14 protein-coding genes are annotated in these 18,344 nt (G+C 69.4%); 6 read left to right on the forward strand and 8 right to left on the reverse strand.

Annotation, left to right across the window (positions count from 1 at the left end):
- Positions 1-10 precede the first annotated feature (10 nt).
- Positions 11-733, reverse strand: a complete 723-nt coding sequence (locus ACWDNU_RS16685) for a mycothiol-dependent nitroreductase Rv2466c family protein (protein ID WP_449669476.1) — start codon at positions 731-733, stop codon at positions 11-13.
- Between the two features lie 25 nt (positions 734-758).
- Complete coding sequence (locus tag ACWDNU_RS16690; protein ID WP_449669477.1) at positions 759-1,115, reverse strand: ArsR/SmtB family transcription factor; 357 nt, start codon at positions 1,113-1,115, stop codon at positions 759-761.
- A gap of 251 nt (positions 1,116-1,366) precedes the next feature.
- Here ACWDNU_RS16690 and mgtA point away from each other — a divergent pair, with 251 nt between their 5' ends.
- From mgtA to ACWDNU_RS16715, 5 genes are all read left to right on the forward strand, one after another.
- Positions 1,367-3,934 carry a magnesium-translocating P-type ATPase gene (gene mgtA / locus ACWDNU_RS16695; RefSeq protein ID WP_449669478.1) on the forward strand — a complete coding sequence of 856 codons (2,568 nt, stop codon included), beginning with the start codon at positions 1,367-1,369 and terminating at the stop codon, positions 3,932-3,934.
- A gap of 65 nt (positions 3,935-3,999) precedes the next feature.
- Positions 4,000-4,719, forward strand: coding sequence for an MgtC/SapB family protein (locus tag ACWDNU_RS16700; RefSeq protein ID WP_370936621.1), 720 nt, complete (start codon positions 4,000-4,002; stop codon positions 4,717-4,719).
- Positions 4,720-4,722: 3 nt separating this feature from the next.
- Complete coding sequence (locus ACWDNU_RS16705) at positions 4,723-6,456, forward strand: ABC transporter permease (RefSeq protein ID WP_449669479.1); 1,734 nt, start codon at positions 4,723-4,725, stop codon at positions 6,454-6,456.
- 11 nt (positions 6,457-6,467) lie between these two features.
- Entirely contained in the window at positions 6,468-7,733 is a 1,266-nt protein-coding gene (locus ACWDNU_RS16710; RefSeq protein ID WP_449669480.1) for an ABC transporter ATP-binding protein, read from the forward strand.
- A gap of 35 nt (positions 7,734-7,768) precedes the next feature.
- Complete coding sequence (locus ACWDNU_RS16715) at positions 7,769-8,227, forward strand: SRPBCC family protein (protein WP_449669481.1); 459 nt, start codon at positions 7,769-7,771, stop codon at positions 8,225-8,227.
- Positions 8,228-8,436: 209 nt separating this feature from the next.
- Here the strand turns inward: ACWDNU_RS16715 and ACWDNU_RS16720 are convergent, their stop codons facing one another.
- The 5 genes from ACWDNU_RS16720 to ACWDNU_RS16740 form a co-directional block, all read right to left on the reverse strand.
- Positions 8,437-9,708, reverse strand: coding sequence for an MFS transporter (locus ACWDNU_RS16720; RefSeq protein ID WP_449669482.1), 1,272 nt, complete (start codon positions 9,706-9,708; stop codon positions 8,437-8,439).
- A 44-nt stretch (positions 9,709-9,752) separates the two neighbouring features.
- Positions 9,753-11,213, reverse strand: a complete 1,461-nt coding sequence (locus ACWDNU_RS16725) for an aldehyde dehydrogenase family protein (RefSeq protein WP_449669483.1) — start codon at positions 11,211-11,213, stop codon at positions 9,753-9,755.
- A complete protein-coding gene (locus ACWDNU_RS16730; RefSeq protein ID WP_449669484.1) occupies positions 11,210-12,826 on the reverse strand; it encodes a thiamine pyrophosphate-dependent enzyme in 1,617 nt (538 codons plus the stop codon). The genes ACWDNU_RS16725 and ACWDNU_RS16730 overlap by 4 nt, the downstream gene beginning before the upstream one ends.
- 95 nt (positions 12,827-12,921) lie before the next feature.
- Entirely contained in the window at positions 12,922-13,623 is a 702-nt protein-coding gene (locus tag ACWDNU_RS16735) for an IclR family transcriptional regulator (protein WP_370936613.1), read from the reverse strand.
- Between the two features lie 163 nt (positions 13,624-13,786).
- A complete protein-coding gene (locus ACWDNU_RS16740; RefSeq protein WP_449669485.1) occupies positions 13,787-14,935 on the reverse strand; it encodes an MFS transporter in 1,149 nt (382 codons plus the stop codon).
- Positions 14,936-15,029: 94 nt separating this feature from the next.
- Here ACWDNU_RS16740 and ACWDNU_RS16745 point away from each other — a divergent pair, with 94 nt between their 5' ends.
- Positions 15,030-15,365: an ArsR/SmtB family transcription factor gene (locus tag ACWDNU_RS16745; protein ID WP_449669486.1), complete on the forward strand. Its 336-nt coding sequence runs from the start codon at positions 15,030-15,032 to the stop codon at positions 15,363-15,365.
- Positions 15,366-15,374: 9 nt separating this feature from the next.
- Here ACWDNU_RS16745 and ACWDNU_RS16750 read toward each other — a convergent pair whose 3' ends face one another.
- Positions 15,375-18,146, reverse strand: a complete 2,772-nt coding sequence (locus tag ACWDNU_RS16750) for a glycosyl hydrolase 2 galactose-binding domain-containing protein (RefSeq protein WP_449669487.1) — start codon at positions 18,144-18,146, stop codon at positions 15,375-15,377.
- Between the last annotated feature and the right edge of the window lie 198 nt (positions 18,147-18,344).

An 18,344-nucleotide genomic window follows, 5' to 3' on the forward strand; every position in this document is an offset into this window, starting at 1 on the left:
GTACCGCTGTCTACTTCTTCAGGCGCCGGCTCCCGCCATGCCAATCCTGTTCCTTCCCGGTCTCCCCCGCCGCCACCCCGAACGACGGCAGTTGCGGCATCTCCCGCAAACTCCGCTTCAGTTCGGCGAAACCGGCGAACCTCGCCAATCCGACCACGTGGTCCCACAGTTCCACCGCCTCCGCATCGGACGGCAGCCTGCTGATCACCGGGCCGAAGAACGCGACTCCTTCGGGCGGCCGGAAGTGCAGGATCGGCGTCCCGACATCCTTGCCAGTCAGCGAAAGCGCTTCGTCAGTCTCCCGCTGGATCTCGGCGTCCCAACGAGAATCATCGACCGCGGAAGCAAGCGACACATCAAGACCCACGCGCGAAAGAGCCGCCGAAGCCGCCGAAAGCGTGCCGTGCGCAGCCCGAGCCGCGGCGGTGTCCTCGACAAGACCGCTCTCGAAGTTCTGCTCCCCCAACACCTCGTACAGCGGACCAACCGCCTCCCGACCATGCGAGGCGCGCACCGCCGCCGCCAGGCGGAGCAACCTCAAGCCCGCCGTGTGCGAGGCGTCGTACTCCGGCGGGAAGTGCGTCGCGTAGTCCAGATGCGCGTTCAGCAGGCGCAGCGAGATGAACCGCCAGTCCACCGAGTACGAGCGCTGGCTGGCGACTTGGCGGACCCACTTGCTGGTCATCCACGCGAACGGGCACACCGGATCGAAGTAGAAGTTCAGCTCGGCCATGGCCCAACTCTACGTCGGGCAACGATCAAGCGCCCTTGCTCCGCCGGACCTCGCCCGACAGCTCCTGGTGGTGCTGCACGGCCAGCTGGACGATGTGCCGAACGTGCGGGTCGTCGAGCACGTACACCTGCCGTTTCCCCTCGCGGCGGGCGCGGACCAGGCCGGCGAGCTTCAGTTTGCCCAGGTGGTGGCTCGCGGTCGGCACGGTCTGGCCGGTCTCCTCGGCGAGCGTGCCGACGTCGCGTTCCCCGTGCGACAACAGCCAGAGCAGGTGCAGCCGCACGGTCGCGGACAGCAGGCCGAACGTCGCGGCCGCGTCCTGCAGCAGATCGGCCGGGAGCGGTTCCAGCGGGGGCTGGGATGGGGTGGACACGACGGACATCCTCTCGGGTGGGCCCCCAGCGTGACTTAGCCCCCATCAGTTGCACAAGTGTTTGACTGTTTTCGTGATCTGCGCTCTACTGGTCCCCGGCCGGCGCGCTGGCGCCGGTCGATGAGTCTTGCGGAGGAGGTGAGCCGGGTGACCGGCGAAGGAAGTAGTCGGCACGACCGTGCGGGAACCCCGGCAGCCAGCTAGGTCCGGAAGAACCCCGCGCGGTCCGCTGACGCCCAGCTGACCTCGAGGGGACGACCATGACCCGCTTTCCCGACCTGCGCGCCCACGGCGACGCGCCGGTGCTCACTCTCTTCCGGAATCTCGACAGCTCGCCGAAAGGCCTCACCGAGAACGAAGCCGCCGAGCGCTTGCGGCGTTTCGGCGACAATCGCATCGCCGGCACGATCCGAGCGCCCGTCCGCGTCTGGGCCGCTGCGCGCAGCCCGTTCGTGGCGTTGCTGACCGCGCTTGGCGTGGTGTTCGCTGGTGTCGGCGACATTCGCGGCGCGGTGACCGTCGGTGTGATGGTCGTGCTCAGCATCGGTCTCCGCTACTGGCAGCACGCGCGGTCCGAGCGTGCGATCAGTGCGGTTCGCGACCAGATCACCACCACCGTCACCGTGCGTCGGCGCGCGGCGGCGGAGTTTCCTGGCAGCGAGCGCGAGGTGCCCACGGCAGACCTCGTGCCGGGGGACGTCGTGCTGCTCGGGCCTGGTGACGTAATCCCGGCGGACGTCCGCATTGTTGCTGCTAAAGACTTTGTGGTCGACCAGTCGGCGCTCTCTGGCGAAGCGCTGCCCGTTGCGAAGCGGGCGCCTCAGCCGGGCAAGCACGAGGAGCACGAACTCGTCGAGACGCCCGCGCTCGGGTTCGCGGGTACGTCGGTGGTCGGCGGGACGGCCACCGCGGTCGTTGCGGCAACTGGCAGCGACACCTACTTCGGCGCGCTGGCCCAGCAATCCGCCGAGCCGCGCGCGGAATCCAGCTTCGACGCCGGGGTGCGCCGCGTCGGGTGGACGCTCGTGCGGTTCATGCTCGTGATGGTGCCGATCGTGCTGGTGGTCAACGGCACGGTCACCGGCGACTGGGCGCAGGCCGGGATGTTCGCGGTCGCCGTCGCGGTCGGTCTCACCCCGGAAATGCTGCCGGTCATCGTCACGACGAACCTCGCCCGCGGCGCGGCGGCGCTGTCCCGGCGGCAGGTGATTGTCAAGCGGCTCAACGCTATTCAAGACCTCGCCGCGATGGACGTGCTCTGCGTCGACAAGACCGGCACGCTCACCGAGGACCGGATCGCGTACGCGCACAGCGTCGACTACTCCGGCAGCCCGGACGGCGAAGCGGCCGAGTACGCCGGGCTGGCGGTGCGGTTCCAGACCGACCGGCACGACCGGCTGGACGAGGCCATCGAGACCCTGTTCGACGGCGAGGACGACCTGGTCACCGACGCGCTGTTCACCGGCGTCGCCGAGATCGGCTTCGACCACGCGCGCCGCCGGGCCAGCGTCGTCGTCCGGCGCGGCAGCGAGCACCTGCTGATCAGCAAGGGCGACCCGGACGAGATCCTGCCGCGTTGCAGCTACGCGCGCCGCGACGGGGTCGTCACCGAATTCGACGACGCCGCCCGGATCGGCGCGGACGAACTGGTGCGCGCGTACGCCGAACACGGCATGCGAGTGCTCGCCGTCGCCGCGAGGGAAGTCGACGCCCGGCTCGACGGATTTGACGAAACTGACGAGAACGAAATGATCCTCGTCGGTTTCGTGGGATTCGTCGACCCGGTCCGCGACGGCGTCGTGAACGCGGTGAAAACCCTTGGCGAGCAAGGCGTCGCGCTGAAAGTGCTGACCGGGGACAACCGGCATGTCGCCGCGCGCGTCGCGGATTCGGCGGGCATTCCGGTCGGCGAGGTCGTGCTCGGCCGCCAGGTCGAAGCGACCGGCGACGCCGAATTGCGCGAGGTTGTCAAGGAAACCACCGTCTTCGCGAAGCTCACGCCTGCGCACAAAGCCCGCGTCGTCACCGCGTTGCGGGAGAACGGCCGCGCGGTCGGCTTTGTCGGCGACGGCGTCAACGACGTGACCGCGTTGCGCACCGCAGACGTCGGGATCGCGCCGGACACCGCGACCGACGCCGCCAAGGACGCCGCCGATCTGGTGCTGCTGGAGCGCGACCTCGGCGTGCTCGCTCGCGGCGTGGCCGAAGGACGGAGGACGCTCGGCAACACGCTGAAGTATGTCAACATCACCGCCGCGTCGAACTTCGGCAACGTGCTCTCGGTGCTCGCGGCCAGCGCGTTCCTGCCGTTCCTGCCCATCCTGCCGATCCAGCTCGTGGTGTCGAACCTGCTCTACGACCTGGCTCAGCTCGCGCTGGCCTGGGACCGGGTGGACGACGAGTACCTCAGCAAGCCGCGCCGCTGGGACGCTCGAGGGCTGACCGGCTTCATGCTGATCTTCGGCCTGCTGTCGTCGCTGTTCGACCTCGCGACGTTCGCGGTGCTGTGGCACGTCTTCGGCGCGGGAGCGGATCCGTTGCTGTTCCAGACCGGCTGGTTCGTCGAGGGTCTGCTCTCGCAGCTCCTGGTCGTGCTGGTCCTGCGCGGTCGCGGCACTCCCCTGCGCGCCAGCCGTCCGGTCGTGCTGGCTACGGCGGCTGCCGCGCTCGTCGGCCTGCTGGTGCCGCTGTCGCCGCTCGCCGGTCCGTTGCGGATGCAGGCTCTGCCCGCCAGCTACCTGCTGTGGCTGGTGCTCGTCCTGGCCGGGTACGCGGTGGCGGCTCAAGTAGCGAAACGCGGCTACGCACGCCAACGTACGTGGTGGTAACCGTCCTTTCCTGAGGCTTTTCCAACCCTTTTCTGAACTTTTCGCAACAACCAGTGGGAGCGCAGATGACGACTGCGGAGATGCTGCTGCGCCTTGGCACCGGCGTAGGCCTCGGCACAGTAATCGGATTTGAACGCCAATACCGCGCCCGGATGGCGGGACTGCGGACGAACGCCCTGGTCGCGGCCGGGTCGACGCTGTTCGTCCTGCTGTCCGCGCACGGATTCAGCGGAGCGAGCGCCGATCCCACCCGGGTCGCCGCGCAAATTGTTTCCGGAATCGGTTTTCTCGGCGCGGGCGTCATTCTGCGCGAAGGGTTGACCGTGCGCGGGCTCAACACCGCGGCGACGCTGTGGTGTTCCGCCGCGGTGGGTGCGCTGGCCGGAGCCGGGCTGTACACGGCGGCGGGCGCGGGCACCGCGGTGGTGATGGCCGTGAACATCGCACTGCGCCCGCTCGGCCGGGTAGTCGACCGCCGTCCGGCGACCGGCCGCGAAACCCCGACGTCGTACACCTTCCTGGCGGTGACCAAGGACGATGCGGAAGCGCACGTCCGCGCGTTGCTGGTGCAGGCGTTGGCGCGTACGGACTTCGCGCTGCAATCGGTCACCAGCACCAATACCGACACCGCCGGGCAGGTGCAGGTGCGGGCCGAACTGTCCGCCGATCAGCGCGACGACAAGCAGATGGAGTCGGCGGTCAGCCGGCTGTCCATGGAGCCGTCGGTGACCAGCGTGCGCTGGCAGGCCGAACTCTCCTACACCGAGCAGGACAGCGAGAACTAGACCATGCTGCGTACCTTCCCCACCCGCGGCGCGCTCGTCCGGCCCCGCCGCACGATCGCCGACGTGGCGGTCTTCCTCGGCGCCGCGGCCGCGTTGTGGCTGATCGTGCGGCTCGCGCACGGTGCCGCCACGGCGTGGACTCCGGCGACCGCACCGTCCACAGTGTCCACTGATCCGGCCGAACTTCCTTACTACGCCGGACGTTCGCTGCTGCGGATGTTCGTCGCGCTTGTGTTGTCGATTGGATTCACGTTCGGCTACGCGACCGCGGCCGCCCGGCTGCGGCGCACCGAAAAGATCCTGCTGCCCGCGCTCGACATCCTGCAGTCCGTGCCGGTGCTCGGGTTCCTGTCGGTGACGATCACCGGGTTCATCGCACTGTTCCCCGGTTCGCAGCTCGGCCTGGAATGCGCGTCGATCTTCGCGATCTTCACCGCGCAGGCGTGGAACATGACGTTCGCGTTCCACCATTCGCTGGTGTCGCAACCGCGCGACCTCGATGAGGCGTCACGGCTGCTGAGGCTGTCGCGCTGGCAACGGTTCTGGCGCGTCGACGTGCCGAGCGGCATGATCCCGCTGGTCTGGAACGGGATGATGAGCTTCGGCGGCGGCTGGTTCTTCCTCACCGCGTCCGAGGCGCTCAGCGTGAACAACCAGAAGTTCGCGCTGCCCGGCATCGGCGCGTACGTCGCGACCGCCTCCGCAGACGGCGACCTCGGCAAGGTGCTGCTGGCCGTCGGTGTGATGGTGGTCCTGGTCGTCGGCGTGAACGTGCTGTTCTGGCGACCGCTCACCGCGTGGTCGGAACGGTTCCGAATCGAGAACTCCGAAGCCGCCGAAGCACCCCGCAGCCTCGTGCTCGACCTGCTGCGCCGATCGAGGATCCCGACGCTGCTCGGCCGGGTGCTCGGCAAGCTGGTGTTCCCGCTCGACCGCGCGCTGGCGGTCTTCGGGCTCGCCGAGTATCCGCTGCGGTTCTCCCCCGCCCGCAGGCGCGCCGCGGACATCGTGTTCAGCGTCGTGGTCTTCGGGCTGATCCTCTACGGCACGGTGCGCGCGGTGCTGTTCATCGGCGAGACCACCGGGTACGGCGAGATCGGCCACGTGCTCCTGCTCGGCCTGATCACCTTCGCGCGAGTGGTGACGCTGGTGGTCGTCGGGACGCTCGTGTGGGTACCGATCGGCGTGTGGATCGGGATGAACCCGCGCGTGTCGCGGCTCGCCCAGCCGGTGGTGCAGGTGCTCGCTTCGTTCCCGGCGAACTTCCTGTTCCCGCTGATCACCGCCGTGCTCGTGGCGACCGGGATTTCCCTGGACTGGGGCGGCATCCTGCTGATGAGCCTCGGCGCGCAGTGGTACATCCTCTTCAACGTCATCGCGGGAGCCTCGGCCATCCCGCACGACCTGCGCGAGGCCGCCGCGAACCTGCGGCTGCCCCGGGCTTTGTGGTGGCGCCGCCTCGTGCTGCCCGCGATTTTCCCGAGCTACGTGACCGGCGGGATCACCGCGGCGGGCGGTGCGTGGAACGCCTCCATCGTCGCGGAAATCGTGTCCTACAACGGGGTCACGCTCACCGCGACCGGACTCGGCGCGTACATCGCCGACGCGACCGGCTCCGGCGACTCCGGGCGGATCCTGCTCGGCGTCGCGGTGATGAGCCTGTACGTCGTCGGCCTCAACCGGCTCTTCTGGCGGCGGCTGTACCGCCTCGCCGAGCGTCGGTTCTCCCTCTCCTGAAAGGCATCCTCATGTCCGAAGTCCTCGTGTCCGTCGAGCAGGTCAGCAAAAGCTTCCCCGGTTCGGCGGGCGACGAACTGCGCGTCCTCGACGACATCACCCTCGACCTGCGCGCGGGCGAGATCGTCGCGCTGCTCGGCCGGTCCGGCTCCGGGAAATCGACGCTGCTGCGCACGATCGCCGGACTGATCGGCCCGACGCGCGGCACTGTGCGCTATCGCGGCGACGAACTCGACGGAGCTAATCCCGGCACCGCGATGGTGTTCCAGACCTTCGCGCTGATGCCGTGGCTGACCGTGCAGGACAACGTCGAACTCGGCCTCGCCGCGCGCGGGATCCCGCCGAGAGCCCGCCGGGACCGCGCACTGCAGGCGATCGACCTGATCGGCCTCGACGGCTTCGAATCCGCTTATCCCAAGGAGCTTTCCGGCGGAATGCGGCAGCGCGTCGGGTTCGCCCGCGCGCTCGTGCTCGAACCGGACGTGCTGCTGATGGACGAGCCGTTCTCCGCGCTCGACGTGCTGACCGCGGAGAACCTGCGCACCGAGCTGATGAGCCTGTGGCAGCGCGACGATTTCCCGACGAAGGCGGTCTGCATCGTCACGCACAACATCGAGGAGGCGGTGCTGCTCGCGGACCGCGTTCTCGTCCTCGGTTCGAACCCTGGAAACCTGCGCGCGGAAGTGGAAGTCGACCTAGCCCGGCCGCGCAACCGCAAGTCTCCCGCGTTCGCCGCGCTGGTCGACCGGCTCTACGACCTGCTCACCGGCCGCGACCCGGCGGCCGTCGAACCCGCTCAGGCCACGCCGACCGCACGGCCGCTGCCGCACGCGTCGGTCGGCGGGCTCGCCGGGCTCGTTGAGCTGGTGCACGCCCGCGGCGGGCACGCCGACCTGCCGGATCTCGCCGCCGAGCTGAGCTTCGAGGTCGACGACCTGCTGCCGCTCGTGGACGCCGCCGCCCTGCTGGACCTCCTCTTCGTGGCGGGCGGAGACCTGCACCTGACGCCGGTCGGCACCGCCTTCACGACCGCGGACATCCAGACCAGCAAGAAGATTTTCGCCGGTCAGGTCCGCGACCGGGCGCCGCTGGTGCGCACGATCGTCAACGCGCTCACGGCCAGCTCGGATGGCACTTTGCGGGCGGAATTCTTCCTTGACCTCCTCCGCCGCGGCTTCTCCGCCACCGACGCCCGGCAGCAACTGGACACGGCGATCGACTGGGGGCGGTACGCCGAACTCTTCGACTACGACACCGACAGCGACCGCATCGCCTAAACCACCGCCGGGTGAACGTCCTAGAGTTTCTTCCCATGACGCGTTTCGAGGTGTGCACCGCGATCGCCGCGCCGCCGCAGTGCGCGTTCGAGGTATCGCTGGAGATCGAAATCCACCTGGAATCGAGGTCCGGTTCCGGCGAACGCGTCGTCGGCGGCGTCCGGTCCGGCCGGATGCGGCTCGGCGACACGGTCACCTGGCAGGCGCGGCACTTCGGCCTGCGGTGGCAGATGACCTCGCTGATCAGCGTGCACGAACCGCCCGGGCGGTTCGTCGACGAGCAGGTGCGCGGGCCGTTCCGGCGGTGGCGGCACGAGCACCGGTTCGAGCCGGACGGCAACGGCGGCACGCTGATGCGCGACACCGTCGACTTCGCCGCGCCGCTGGGCTGGCTCGGGCGGACCGCGGAAGCCGTTGCGCTGAACCGGTATCTGCCGAAGCTGATCCGGATCCGGAACGAGCAGGTGAAGGCGGTGGCCGAGACGCGCGGATAGCCGCGTCGTCGCGGGCAGGCTCACACCGCCGCGACGAGATCGGCGGCGTCCGGGAGGTCAGGCGCGCCAGGTCGGCCACTCCGGTTCGGCCGACGCGGCGGCGATCGGCCGGTCTGACGGGTGAGCCCAGCAGACCGGTCCGCAGCCGGGAGCGGTGAATCCGGCACCGTCAGGCAGAGACCTCCTTGGCGCGCAGCGGCTTCCGCCGGTCAGCCTTCCATCTCCGGAGCCGGGACCGTCTCCGGTTCCGGTGCCGGAACGTCCGGTGCCGGAACGTCCGGCGCCGGATCCCGGTTCACCGCCGCGATCGCCAACGCGCCGATCACCGCCACCACCGCGAACAGGTAGAAGCCCCACGGATAAGCCAGCCCCGCCGACAGCAGCAGTCCGGTCACCAACGGCCCGGACATCGCGCCGAACCGCCCGATCCCGCTTGCCGCGCCGAGGCCGGTGCCGCGGGCTTCGGCGGGGTACACGCGGGCGATGTAGACGTAGACCAGCACCTGCGAACTGAAGGTGAAGATCCCCGCCAGCAGCACGCCGACGTACACGCTCGCGCCGGGCAGCTTGATGCTCAGCAGCGCCAGGAACACCGCGGCCGCGGCGAACCACACGATCACGGAACGGCGGTAGCCGATCTTGTCCGCCACCCGGCCGCCGACCAGCAGGCCGATGACCGCGCCCACGTTCAGCACCAGCAGCAGCGCCAGCGCCGCACCGAGTTCGTAGCCCGCCGCGCGCATGATCTGCGGCAGCCACGTGTTCAGGCCGTACACCAGCAGCAGTCCCATGAACGACGTCACCCAGAACGCGATCGTCGCGCGCCCGTAGCCGTGCCGGAACAGGACGCCGAGCGGGTTGCGGTTCCGCCGGGCTTCCTTCGCCCGCTCCAGCGCCTTCGACTCGGGCAGGAACTTCACCATGAGCGGCACCAGGATCAGCGCGGGCGCGGCCCCGATGACGAACATCCACTGCCAGCCGAACCGTTGCAGCACCAGGATTCCCAGCAGCGCGGTGAGCACCGCGCCGACGTGGTAGCCGGTCATCAGCACAGTGGTCGCGCTGCCGCCGCGGCCGATCCGCGCGTACTCGGTGATCAGCGCCAGCGCGGTCGGCAGCACGCCGCCGAGCCCGAGCCCGGCCAGGAACCGCAGCACGCCGAACAGCCACGGGCCGTTCGCGAACGCGCAGAGCAGCGTGCAGACCGAGAAGCTGATCACCGTCAGCAGCATCATCCCGCGGCGGCCGAAGAGGTCGCTGAGCGGGCCGATCGCGAACGCGCCGACGGCCACGCCCAGCAACCCGACCGCGGAGATCAGCGACGCCGTGTTGGGGTCGAGCCCCCACGCTTTGTCCTTGAGCAGCGCGGGCAGCACGACGCCCAGCACCACCAGGTCGAACCCTTCGAGCGCCACCGCCGTCCAGCACAGCGGGGCCACCCAGCGGGCGTGGCGCGCCCGGGGATCAGTCGAGACCGTCATGTCATCACCTGCGTCGTCGGAGGGGACCTGGGCGGATACTGCGGTTAGAACGGGTACTGCGGAAGGTCGCCGCGCACGGTGACCCACTGGGTTTCGGTGAACGCCTCCAGGTTGGCCTGCGCGCCGCCGTGCCGGGAGCCGGTTCCCGAATCCCCCACCCCGCCGAACGGCGCGAGGGCCTCGTCGTTGACCGTCTGGTCGTTGACGTGCACCAGACCGGACGGGATCCGCTCGGCCAGCGCCAGCCCCCGTGCGGCGTCCCGGGTCAGGATGCCCAGCGACAGGCCGTACTCGGTACCGCTAGCCAGGCGGACTGCTTCGTCCACTGTGGAAAACGGCACGACCGGCGCGACCGGGCCGAACACCTCCTGGGCGTACGCGGGCGCGGCGAGCGGGACGTCGGTGAGGACGGTCGGGCGGTAGAAGAGGTCCTCGTAGGTGCCGCCTGTGGCGATCTTCGCGCCTGCCTCGGCGCTGCCGGTGACCACCGAGTGCACGCGGTCGCGCTGCCCGGCGTCGATGAGCGGGCCGAGGGCGACGTCGCCGTTCGCCGGATTTCCGACGGTCAGCTTGGCCGCGTGCTCAGCGAGCGCGGCCGCGTAGTCGTCGGCGATTTCCGCGGCGACCAGGTGGCGTCCGGTCGCCATGCAGATCTGCCCGGAGTGGTTGAACGAACCGAACGCGCCGACCGACGCGGCCTGCTCGACGTCCGCGTCCGCGAGGACGACCAGCGCCGAGTTGCCGCCGAGTTCGAGGTGCACGCGCTTGAGCCGCTCCCCCGCGGCGGCGGCGATCCGGCGGCCCGCGTTCGTCGAACCGGTGAACGCGATCACGCGCACCAGCGGATCCTCGACCAGCGCCGCACCGACGTCCGCGCCGCCGGGCAGCAGGTGGAACAGACCTTCCGGCAGCCCGGCTTCCTCGAAGATCCGGGCGAGCACGACGCCGCCGCACACCGCGGTGCGCGGATCGGGCTTCGCCAGTACCGCGTTGCCGAGCGCCAAGGCGGGCGCGATCGCGCGGATGGACAGGATGATCGGCGCGTTGAACGGCGAGATCACGCCGACCACTCCGGCCGGAACCCGGCGCGCCATCGACAGCCGAGGCTGGCTGGACCGCAGCAGTTCCCCGTACGGATGAGCGGCGAGCGCGGCGGCTTCGTGGCATTCCTCCGCCGCGACCGCGCGAGTCTGGAACTGCGCGAACCCCCGCGTGGCACCGGATTCCCGGATGAGCCACTCGTCGATCTCGTCGCCATGGTCCTCGAAAAGCCAGGCAGCCTGGCGCAATACGCGCGCCCGCTGGTCGTACGGCCGAGCGGCCCACTCCCGCTGCGCTTCCCGCGCGGCCGCCGCTGCCTTGGCGACGTCCTCCGGAGCCGCCGCGCCGACCCGGGCCAGCGTCGCCCCGGTAGCGGGCTCGACCGCGTCGTATTCGCCGCCGGCGCCGGGGATCCAGCCGCCGGAGAAGATCCGGCCCTGCCAGTCGTTTCCGAGCAACGTCATGCCTTCACCGCCACTTCCAGCACCAGCGGCTCCGTGCGCGCGGCCAGGGTCGGCAGCACCTCGTTCACCACTGACTCCAGTTCCTCGTAGGTTTCCGCGCGCCGCGCCGAGCAGCCGAGCGACTTCGCGAGCCCGCTCACGCTGACCGCGTCGAACCCGGGCCACGGCGCTTTGCCGCCGCCGGCCGTCCGTTCGCCGTGCCGCGCGGCGAGTTTGTCCATGATCGCGTAGCCGCCGTTGGACAGCACGATCACCAGTACGCCGGCCCCGTAATGCGCGGCGCTCCACAATGCCTGGATCGAGTACAGCGACGAGCCGTCCCCGATCACCGCGACCACCGGCCGCTTGAGTCCGCCCATCCGCAGCCCGATCGCCGCCGGAATACCGAATCCGAGGCCGCCCATGGCCGCGCTGAGGAATCCGAGCGGCTCGCGCGCCGGGACGTACGCGTGCAGCAACGGACGGCTCGACGGCGATTCCTCGACCAGCACGGTGTCTTTGGGCAACTGACGCGCGAGCAAACCGAATACGTGCTCCGGCGCCAGCGGCGCGCCGTCCTCCGGCGCACCAGGCAATTCGACCGTCCGGCCGATCTTTTCCGGGCGCGCTTCCCGCGCCGGAATCAGCTCCGCCAACGGACCGCACACCGCCGACGGCCGCGCCAGCACGGCAAGGTCGACCGGGCTGCGGTGCGCTTCGTTCGGATCGTCGGTGACCACCGCGACGCGCGTGTCCGGCTCGGTCAGCTGTCCCGGTTCCCGGGGGTACTGCCGGAAAACCGGCGCGCCGACCGAGAGCACGGCGTCGTGGCCGGACAACGCTTTCCGCAGTTCTTCCCGGCCCGGCGGCAGATGCCCGGCGAACTGCGGGTGGTCCTGCGGGAATCCGGCGCGGGCGCCGAACGCCTCCTGCCACACCGGGCAGGCGAGCTTCTCCGCCAGCGCGGTCAGCCCGCGCCACGACTCGGCGTCGTCCGCGCCGGCGCCCGCGACGAGCACCGGATTGCTTGCGGTACTGAGGAATTCCGCCAGCTCGGCCAGCACCGCGGGCTCTGCGGCGTTCGCGCGGATCAGCTTGGCCGGGGCGGGCAGCGGTTCGTCCACGGCCGCCGGTTCCGACCAGTCGTCCATCGGCACGATCACCAGCGCCGGGCCGCGGTGCTCGCGCGCCTCGTGCCAGGCGCGGGCCAGCGCGCCCGGAACGTCCTGCGCGCGCGGCGGTTCCGCGATCCACACCGGCGCGGGGCGAGCGAGGTCGTCGAGCCGATGGCCGGTGAGGAACGGCTCCAGCGCGAGGTGGCGGCGGTCCTGCTGCCCGACGAGCACGACCAGCGGCGCGCGGTTGACCCGGGCGGTCGCGAGCGCGCCGACAGCGTTCCCGAGCCCCGCGGTGGTGTGCAGGATCGCGACCGCGGGCCGGTCGTTCGCGAGCGCCCAGCCGGTCGCCATCCCGACCACCGAACCCTCGTGCAGCGCCAGCACGAACTCGAGGTCGTCGGGCAGGTCGGTGAGCAGCGCGATCTCGGTCGACCCGGGATTGGCGAACACCGTCGTGGCGCCGAACCGGCGCAGCACGTCGAACGCGGCGTCGCGAACGGTCGGGGCAGGGCTCACGGACTTCTCCTCGGGCAGTGCGAGCGGGTGGGTCCGGAGTCTCCCGGCCCGGCTCCGGGCCGCCCAGCCCCTCTTCCACTCAGCGGAAAAGTTCCTCAGCCTTGCAATGCCCGCGTGACCCCCAGCGCCGCCATCCGGACCACCGGCACGAGCGGCGACAGATTCGGGGTGCAACTCGGCACCACCACGGAAATCGCCGCCACGACCTGGCCGCCCGGCCCGCGCACCGGAGCCGCGACCGACGACGCGCCCTCGGTCATTTCGTTGCGGGAGATGCAGAATCCCTGCAGCCGGACCTCCGCCAGCACCTGGCGCAGCCGCGCCGGATCCGTGATCGTCCCGCTCGCCCGCCGCTCCAGCCCGGTGGCCAGAATGCTTTCGAGGCATTCCGGCGGCGCGTGCGCGAGCAGCACCTTGCCCGGCCCCGCCGCGTGCAACGGCAGCCGCAAGCCGACCCGCGAGGTGACGACGACGTCCGGATGCGCCTCGAGCTTTTCCAGATACAGCGCGCGGTCCCCGTCGAGGACCACCAGGTGCACGACCTCGTGCGTCACCTGGAGCAGGTCCTGCAGGAACGGCAGCGCGACGTCCCGCAGCTCCCGCCCGCCCGGAGCCTGCGCCCCGAGCTGCCACAGCCGAAGCCCGATCCGGTACCGGCCCCTGCCGGTGCGCTCCAGCGCGCCCCAGCCGGTCAGCTCGGCCAGCAGGCGATGCACCGTGGCGGGCGCGAGCCCGGTCGCCCGGGTGATCTCGCCGTGAGTCTGCTCGGGTCGGCCGGACAGGAAGGAATCCAGCACCGCGAACGCGCGGCTGAGGACCGTGCGCCCGGGTTCGGCGGCGTTGCCGGCGATCGCGTGCCTCCGGGGCTGCGGTGGAACGGGACGGGGACTGGCCGCCCATCATCCGCCAGTACCGCGGACACGGCAACCCGCCGTCCTCCGGTCTGTCCACACTGGACGTTTACGGTGCCGCGGCGGCCGGCTTCGGCCGCTGTCGCTCGGGGGCGGTGGCCAGGGTGACGGCCAGCACCAGGGCGGCCAGGAGTGCTGCTGCGGGTCCCAGCCAGTTTGCTCCGGCGTTCGCCAGTACGAGTCCGCCGAGCCCTGCGCCGATCGCGGTTCCGACGTAGTTCATGGAGCCGTTGAGGCTCAGTGCTACTGCTGCCGCGTCTCCGCCTGCTGCGTAGACCCGGGTTTGTTGCGGGATGAACAGGATCGAGCCCAGGATGCCGAGCAGGAACAGGATGCCGAGGGTGGGGACGAACCAGCGTTGGACTGTCGACAGCGATGCCGCGGCCGCTGCTACGACTCCTAGCCCGGTCGCGATCACCCGTAATGAAGCGAATCGATCGGTGATCCGGCCGACGAGTCTGTTGCCGAGGAAGAAGCCCGCTCCGTTGGCCAGGAGGGCCAGCAGGATCGCGGTCGCGTTGCCCGGGGAGCTGATCCCCACCACCGCCGAGGCGTACGCCATCAGCAAGAACGACGGCGCCAACACCAACGCGCTTACCGCGAGAAGCGTGAGGACGCGGGGATTGACCAGTACCGCGACCCGGTCACGCATCGTTGTCGCCGGCAACGTCATCGACGGGACGAACACCCCGGCCAGCACCGCCGCGACCGCGGCCAGCACCGCGATCGTCCACAACGTGCCGCGCCAGCCCCAGGCCTGACCGATCAGGAGGCCGAGTGGGACGCCTAAGACTGCGGCGAGGCTGGAGCCTGCGCCGATCACTGCGAATGCTCTTGCTCGTCGTTCCGGTGGTGCTAGTACGCCTGCCACCGCGAAGGCGTTGGCTTGGAACGCGGCTGCTCCTAGTGCCGCGATTACTCGACCGGTCAGGACGATGCCGAAGGTGGGGCCCGCTGCTTGCAGGACCATGCCGGCCAGGAACGCCGCCATTCCCGCTCCGATGACGAGCCTGCGGTCCGCTCGGCCCGCGAGCGTTGCGATCACCGGCGACCCGACCGCGTAGGCGACCGCGAAGACCGTGGTGAGCTGGCCTGCTGTCGCCACGCTCACCGACAGGTCCCGGGAGATGTCCGAGAGCAGCCCGGGCAGCACGAACCCGTCCGCCCCGAGCACGAACGTGCCCACCGCCAGGATCACCAGGCGCACACTATTCGATGATTGTCGAATCGTCACATCGATGGACCGTAGACTATGATTCGATGACGGTCAAAGTGTGGGAGGAGACCTGCCCGTGTCGCGGACGTTGCCTGAGCCGGTGGTCGAGTCGTTCGACTTGACGGTCATCCTCAGTGCTCTCGCCGACCCCGGGAGGCGGGCAATTTTGCGGGCGATGTATCAGGCTGGGGGCCCGATCGACTGTGCGACATTGGTGGAGAAAGCCGGGCTGGGGTTGAGCAATCCGACGATCTCGCATCACTATCGGGTGCTGCGCGAGGCCGGGCTGACGCGGACTGTCGCCGAGGGGCGGCGGCGGATCGTGCATGTTCGGACGGATGAGGTGCAGCGGCGGTTTCCCGGGTTGCTGGAAGCGATCCTTGCCGCTCCGGAGCGGAGTTCGCGCGGGTGATGCTTCGGCTCAGCGCTCGAACGTGGGCGCCGCGGGATGCGTGTCCAGCGCCTGGTGATTGAACGTCACCGCTGCGCCGCGTCCTTGCAATCGGGACGCTCGCTGGTCGATCTTCCATCCGTCGACCCGGATCCCGAGGTTCGGATGCCGCCGAGCCTGCTCGCTGTCCAGTTCAGCCCTCACGGTTGTCGCTTCTCCGGCGACCAAATTCAGATAGTTGTCGCTGAAAGTGGCTGGCAAAACCCGTTCGCCGGTCCGAACGTCGTATACCTGCAAATGCACCATCAACGCCACAGACTCCCCGACGTTGCGCACATCGACAGCCACCTCGGTGCCGTCCCTTCCCCGTGAAACTCCGGCGATCACCGAAACAGCGGCTGCGGGCATTTCGTCCAGTCCGGCGAATCCTGCCGCCCTCGCGGGATTCTCTGCCCAATAGAAGTTCCGCATTATCTCCGAACCTCGGGAGTCCTTGAGCACCATCCGAACAAAGACGATCTCCGACGGAGCATCCTTCAACCGACCCGCAATGTTGCCGACCACAGTCCGATCAGAAGCTCCCGCATCCACCCCGAACGAGTCGCGGCTGATCTCCACGCCGTCCAGGCCGTAGAGCGTGACCTCGGCCCGGCCCCGCACTGGCGATCGGCCATGGTTCGCCACCACGACGTCCAACGATTTCGCGTCCAGGACCACATTCAGCCGCCGACAGGCGTGCTGGACCGCGTAATACGACGAATGCGCCTCTAAATCGTGGCTGTACATTTGCCAGACGAAGCTCGGTTGCGCGGGATTGGTCATCCACATGATGACCCCGGTGCGCGGGTACGGCCCGGCGCTGCGCATATTCGCCACGGGGGCCTCGTAAATCGCCTTGATGCATTCGTAGTTCATCAGCTGCGACTTGCGGGCGAAGTCCGGCAGGTTCCGCACTTCCCCGTACCGTTCGGCTGTCAGACGGAGGTAGCCTGCTCCGCCGCCATTGCCCCCGTTGCCGTTCACGTCCCGGTCGGCCCAGAAATCGTCCGGGTGCTCCCACGACGACTCCGGCAGCATCTTCCGCATGAACTCCAGCGTCGGGATCGAGTACGAGCCGACCTCGTTGTGGAACGGCGGCCACTGTGTGCCGTCGTTGAGCGAAAAGTGCTTGGCGGGCGGGACCCAGTGGTACGGACCGCCGGACCGGTAGCCGTCGATCGGGTTCGCCCCGGTGTCTCCGGCCGAACTGGTCAGCGCGACGCGTTGCGGGTCCAATTCGGCGACCAGCGCGTCCAGGCCGTCGATCAGCGGTTGCGGAGGCGGGCCCTCGTTGCCGCCGCACCAGAGGAGGATCGACGGGTGGTTGCGGAATCGCACGATGCAGTCGCGGATGTTCGCCAGGTCGCGAGCGGTGTTCTCCGCGGGCGGGCCCTCGGTCGAGCAGAAGAAGTCCTGCCAGACCAGGATGCCGTACTCGTCGCAGGCATCGAAGAAGTCCTCGGTGCTGCTCTGGCCGTTCCAGTTCCGGATCAGGTTGAGGTTGGCGTCGTGGTGCAGGCGCACCTGCGCTCGCAACCGCTCCCTCGGGATCCGTTTGAGCGCTTCGTCCAATCCCCAGTTGCCGCCCATCACCAGGATTGGCTGGTTGTTCACGGTGATCGCCAGGCAGTCGGTCACCGCACCGGACGGGGAACGCATGGGGGTCGTGTACTCGATTCGCCGGATTCCGAAGTCCACCGTTCGTTCGTCGTGGACCTGCCCGCCGGATTCGACGCTGACAGCCAGTCGGTAGCGGTATGGGTCGCCGTAGCCGTTGGGCCACCACAGTTTCGGTTCGTCCAGCCGCAGGCAGGCGAGGTCTTTCGACGTCAGCGTGATCGATGACGCGCCTGCCGGGACGTTGACCGTTCGCCGGAACTCTCGTCCGGCCAGCGATCCCTTCAGCACTACGGACTTCGCAGTGGCGCTGTCCAGGGCTAGTTCGACTGCGACGTCTGCCGTGCGCAAATCCTGCGACAGTGTGGAGGTGACTTGCACGTCGGCCAGCCGGACGGGACCGGTGGTGCGCCAGGTGACTGGCTGCCAGATTCCCAGGTCGCGGTCGGGGATGGTGGGCAGCCAGTCCCAGCCAGCGGTGCAGAAGAAGGTCGGGCCGTTCTTCAGGGTGATCCCGGTCGGGCCGCCGTTGCGGCCGCCGCGCGTCACGCCGCTGGTGTAGCTCGGCAGCGCGGGCGGGTCGGTGTAGTCGAGTTTTCCGACCAGCACTGCCAGCCAAACCGTGCCGCTCGCCTTCGCCATGATGTCGGTGGCTTCGAAGACTGCGCGCTTGAACGCGCCTTCGACCGTGCCCAGCTTGGCGCCGTTGAGCCAGACTGTTCCCAGGTAGTTGATTCCGTCGAACTGCAGCCAGAACCGCTGGCCGGGAACGAGTTTCGGCACGCGGAACGCGACCCGGTACCAGTAGGCGGTGTCCTTGAGGGTGTCCGGGACGGTGTCCGTCACGATGTGGCCGTACAGCGGGTCGGGGTACTCGCCGTTGGCGATCATGCTGGTGAGCGGCGTTCCCGGGACGATGGCTGGCTTCAGGCCGGCGATGTTCTGGGCGCTGGACAGTGCGCTGCCCGCGGTGGTGTCGTCCGCCGCCGCGAATGTCCATCCAGTGCCGATTTCGCCGCTCGCTTGGTATGGTCGGGCCTCCGGAGCTGCCGCGGCGGTACCGGACAGTCCGAACGCGCCGAGCACACCACCGCCTGCGACAGCCATGCCGCCGGACAGGAAACGCCTGCGATTCACCTGGGTCACGTCGCTCCCGAAGCCTCTCACTGACAACGTTGTCAACCGCGCTTGAACCCTATTATTCGGTTGCCCGCGGGTCCGATGTCAAGCGGCATCAGGAGGTTGTCGCGCGCCCGCGGGGAATCTGTCGGGCGGACAAGGGGCGCCGACGCCCGAGAGTGACCGCCGCTGCGCCATCGGAAGGAATATTTACAAAGTCGGCGA

This window comes from Amycolatopsis sp. NPDC003676 (assembly GCF_053587275.1).